The organism is Mycobacterium sp. 1245852.3 (genome assembly GCF_001669335.1).
Lineage (GTDB): Bacteria > Actinomycetota > Actinomycetes > Mycobacteriales > Mycobacteriaceae > Mycobacterium > Mycobacterium europaeum_A.
In genome coordinates, this window is sequence record NZ_LZLL01000352.1 from 1 (window position 1) to 4,460 (window position 4,460).

General features: G+C 62.9%; 4 protein-coding genes. 2 read left to right on the forward strand and 2 right to left on the reverse strand.

Features of this window, described 5'->3' with window-relative positions:
• A partial coding sequence (locus A9W96_RS15735; protein ID WP_156765267.1) for an amidohydrolase family protein occupies positions 1 to 686 on the reverse strand: 686 nt, incomplete at its 3' end.
• A 64-nt stretch (positions 687 to 750) separates the two neighbouring features.
• Positions 751 to 1,977: a cytochrome P450 gene (locus tag A9W96_RS15740; RefSeq protein ID WP_197498204.1), complete on the reverse strand. Its 1,227-nt coding sequence runs from the start codon at positions 1,975 to 1,977 to the stop codon at positions 751 to 753.
• Positions 1,978 to 2,300: 323 nt separating this feature from the next.
• Between A9W96_RS15740 and A9W96_RS15745 the strand changes: the two genes are divergently transcribed.
• Together A9W96_RS15745 and A9W96_RS15750 are read left to right on the forward strand one after the other, a co-directional pair.
• On the forward strand, positions 2,301 to 2,990 hold the full coding sequence (locus A9W96_RS15745) for a TetR/AcrR family transcriptional regulator (protein ID WP_066865295.1): 690 nt from the start codon (positions 2,301 to 2,303) through the stop codon (positions 2,988 to 2,990).
• 210 nt (positions 2,991 to 3,200) lie between these two features.
• A partial coding sequence (locus A9W96_RS15750; protein ID WP_197499534.1) for a CaiB/BaiF CoA-transferase family protein occupies positions 3,201 to 4,460 on the forward strand: 1,260 nt, incomplete at its 3' end.

A 4,460-nucleotide genomic window follows, 5' to 3' on the forward strand; every position in this document is an offset into this window, starting at 1 on the left:
AAAGGTGCGTCAGGCGACGTAGTGGGACTAACCGACGACGAGCCGATGTGTGTGCACAGCGGCATCTTCGTCTCGTTCACCACCGCGAAGAAATCATCCCAGACTCCCGAGTGGATGGACGGAAATCCCAGCGGGTGCAAGTTCTCCGAGAAGGCAATGGCTTTCGCGCCCTTGCCGGCGCACCGCAGCGTCTCCTCGACGGCCAGTCGGGTATCCCACAACGGGACGATGACCATTGGGATGTAGCGACCAGGCGCCGCCGCGCACCACTCATCGATGACGAAGTCGTTATAGGCCCGCACGCACTTGAGAGCCAGGTCGCGGTCACCGAGGTGTGCGAACATCTGACCACAGAACCGTGGGAAGAACGGAAAGTTCAGTCCCGCGATCACATGGTCCTCGTCCATGTCAGGGATGCGGGCGACCGGGTCGAAGTAGGCACGAGGCATCTCGTCGTAATTCACTGGCAGCGGCGAGTATTCGGGCGGCCGCTGGTGAGCCGCGACCAGGATGCCCATCACCGACGCACGCGCTTGGTCGTATATCCACGTATCGACGCCGTCGATGCGCTCCACGTGTGGCACTCGATCGCGGTCGGCGGCCGATGCGCGGTCGACCCATAGGTTCGGGGGCTCGATGATGTGGTCATCGACGGAGATCATCCACTGAAGATCTTGCTTGTCCACGGGTTCCTCCCTGATGTCGCTACTACGTTGGCTGCGAGACGGATCGGCGGTCGCATGCCGCCTCTCACCGGCCGATGCGGGCGCCCGGCGTGAAGACGACGGGCAGGGCGCGGTAGCCCCGGGTGACCGAGTTCCCGTGAAAATCAACTTTTGCCCTAGGGGGGATGGCGTAGTCGGGTATCCGATTCAGGGTCTGTTCGACGCCCACCCGAAACTCGAGCCGGGCGAGATTGGAGCCCAGACAGCGATGGACGCCGGCTCCGAACCCGAGGTGGCGGTTTGTTTGCCGGTCGAGAATGCACTTGTTCGGCTCGTCGAACTCGCGCGCGTCGCGGTTGGCGGCCGCATAGTTCACGACGACCGTCTCACCGGGACAGAACTTGTGGTCGCTTAGTTCAACCTCTTCCGCGACTGAGCGATGCAGTCCGTGGACCGAACCGGCGAACCGGATGAATTCCTCTATCGCCGCGGGCATCAACCCGGCTTCGCGTACAAGTCGGTCGCGATCTTCGGGATGGGTGCCAAGATAGAAGAAGGCGAATGACATTGCGCTAGAGGTTGTTTCGAGCCCGGCTTGCACCAGCAGCATCACATTCGCGACAACGTCGTCGAAGCTCAATTTCTCGCCGTCGATCTCGGCGGCGAGTAGAACGTCGATCAGGTCGTCACGCGGCGGTTCACCGCGACGCTTGTCGATCTCGTCGCGTACGCGGAGGTAGAGATTTGTCATCGAACCGTTTCGGATGTCTTCGCTCTCCCCATTGATCGCGAGGTCGGCTGTCTCGATGTAGAGCGGCACGTCCTCAACGGGCATGCCGAGTACGTACCGGAAGAACACGATCCCGGGTTGCTGCCATGCAACGTCTGCGAGATCGCCGCTGCCCAGCTCGATAAAATTGTCGATCAACCCATCGGTGACCGCGCGCACCTGGGGTTCCAGCTCCTTCATCCGGCCCGGAGAGAAATACGGATTGAGAACCTTGCGAAGCTGTTGCTGCCGTGGGGGATCCAAGGTGATCACGATGTCGCCGAACGACATCGGGTTGCCCTCGAGTCCCATGGGCTTGCTGGAGAAGCTGCGCCAGTTCCGCAAAATCTCGTAGCAGTCGTCGTAGCGAGTGGCGATCCACGCGCCCCCCGGCGTGGGGCCCAGGAATGGCACGTCCTGGTGACTGAACGGTCCGTTCTCCCGCATCACCGAGTAGACCTCGTAGAGGAATTCTTGATCGTTGAAATCCTCGTGACGAAGGTCGAGGTTCCGGGCGTGTTCCTCCGGTGATTTGCTCACCATGGGTAGTCCTTTCCGCCCCTGCCGACCTCGAGACAGCGCCAGCGGTCAGCCCGGCCAGACAGCCACCACCGAGGGGCCGACCACAGTCCAGGCACGCCGCAGTCGTACCGCCGTCCACGTGCCATCTGCGCCGGCCCTCTGATTTCTCGCACACGCCGAAATTTGCTTTCGCAGCACAGTAAATCGTCGAATGCACGGAGTCAAGTCGCACTCGATAACTATCTGACAGCGCTTCGAATCGACGCGCCCGCGCAGTGTGCGCGAACGGGCGGCACGCGTGCAGGCTTCCGCTCAGCCGACGGGTGCTCGCTAAAGTATGTGTGATGACCACAGGCGCGCGGCGGCGAGTTCGCGACAAGGACGGCAAACAACGAGCCCTCCTTGAAGCGGCCGCTGAGGTGTTTGCCGAAGCGGGATACGCGGCCGCGGCGACCAAGGAGATCGCCCGTCGCGCGGACTGCTCGGAGGCGATGCTATTTCACTACTTCGGGGACAAGCGAGGCATCTTCGAGCAAGTCGTTTCTCGACAGATCGCGGACCTGGTCAGTGAGGCAGAAGAGCAAGTCGTGGCGGACCTGCCTACGCGCTTCGAGGACTATATCGAGCGGCTTTTCTTTGCGAGATTGAGGATCGATGACCGGGACAGCGGCGTTCCCGGCTGGGACATTTCCGGTCGGGCGTTGTCAGATCCAGACTTCTCGCTGCGGGTGCTGCAACCCAATCACGCACGCCGTACGGCCGTTATCGCCGAAGGCGTTCGCCACTACCAGGCCGCGGGGCAGATCCGGGCCGACGTCGACGCCGACCTGTTCGCCGAGCTGCTGGCCAATTTCATCATCTTCACGACGAGCCTCGGACCACGCTGGTTTGGTACGGCTGAGTCGGACATCCGCGCGCAGATCGAACTGGGTTCGCAAATCCTCGCCAAAGGGGTAAGCACGTCGACTACGAAGCCGCCCGCCAAACGCAGCGGGCGGGGCGAACGGACCCCCAAGGTGCGTGCGGCCGACTGAAAGCTTGCCGACTCAACCGCGGCCAGCGTTATCGAGTCACACTTGACACGTCAGCTTTCGCGTCGCTAGCGTCGTTGCAACCAAGCCGCAACCATGCGGATGCAGAACACTCTGCTCGATCGGCACGAGCGTGAGGACAGGAAGCGGCGTGTGTGCACTCATCGGGGTGGGTAACTCACTTCGGCAGACATTGACACGGAAAGCCGCACGATGATCGCTCTGCGTGGGGTTCGTGTCGTCGAGTGGGCGACGGAAATTTCGGGCCCGTACTGCACCAAGTTGTTCGCCGACCTCGGAGCGGAGGTCGTCAAGATAGAGAATCCGGACGGGGATCCGTTCCGCCGCAGGACGTTTGGCGATCGACACGACGACGGCGCGCTGTTCAAATTCTTGAACGCCGGCAAGCGTTCAGTCGTGGGCACTTCGTTGGCCGACCTGGAGCCTCTGATCGTTTCCGCCGATGTGTTCGTCGATTCTCTCGGCCCTGGGGCACTCGACCGCGAGGCCCTCCTACGGCGAGCGCCACACCTGGTGATCGTGGCGCTCTCTCCTTACGGGTTGACCGGACCGTACCGGGACCGACCCTCGACGGAGTTCACGATCCAGGCGGAGAGCGGAACCCTGGCGTTGCGAGGTCGTTCGGACCAACCGCCCATTCAAGCCGGTGGCCGAGTCTTCGAATGGGTGATGGCCAGCTACGCCGCCGTCGCGGCGCTTGGCGCATTGCGGCGGGTTCAACTCGGCGGCGCAGGCGAACTCGCGGACTGCTCATTGCTGGAGGCGTGTCACCTCAGCGCCAGCGGGTTCGCCGACCTCTATCACGGACTGGCCGGTCGCCCGCCATTGACCGTGCCGGCGCGACAGGTTGAAATCCCTTCCATCGAACCGACCGCCGACGGCTGGGTGGGCTTCAACACCAATACCCGCCAACAATTCGAGTCGTTCCTAGCGATGATCGGCCGACTCGACCTACTCGATGAGGACCCAGCCTGGGCCCTCGCCACGACCCGGTGGGAACGCCGGGACGAGTGGAATCGGATTGTGCGGGAATGGACGACGCAACGTTCCACAGACGAGATCGTCGCGTTGGCCTCCGATCTGCGGATCCCCGTCTCACCCGTCAACAATGGCCAGACCGTGTTGGACCACCCGCAGTTCGCGGCGCGCGGCGTGTGGGGCAGGTATGCCGACGACAGCTTTACCCACCCGCTGGCGCCCTACCGGATCAATGGCCGACGACCCGCCCCCACCGCCGGCGCTCCCCCGCTTGGCGAAATAGCAAAAGTACCCGCCCACAACAGGATTACGACCGGAGCCGAAGGTGCACCGCGACTTCCTCTGGAGGGCATACGAATTCTCGACGCGACAGCGTGGTGGGCGGGTCCCTCCTCCACCCACATTCTCGCCGCGCTGGGCGCTGAGGTCATTCACCTGGAGTCGACAGACCACCCTGACGGCGCACGGATGGCG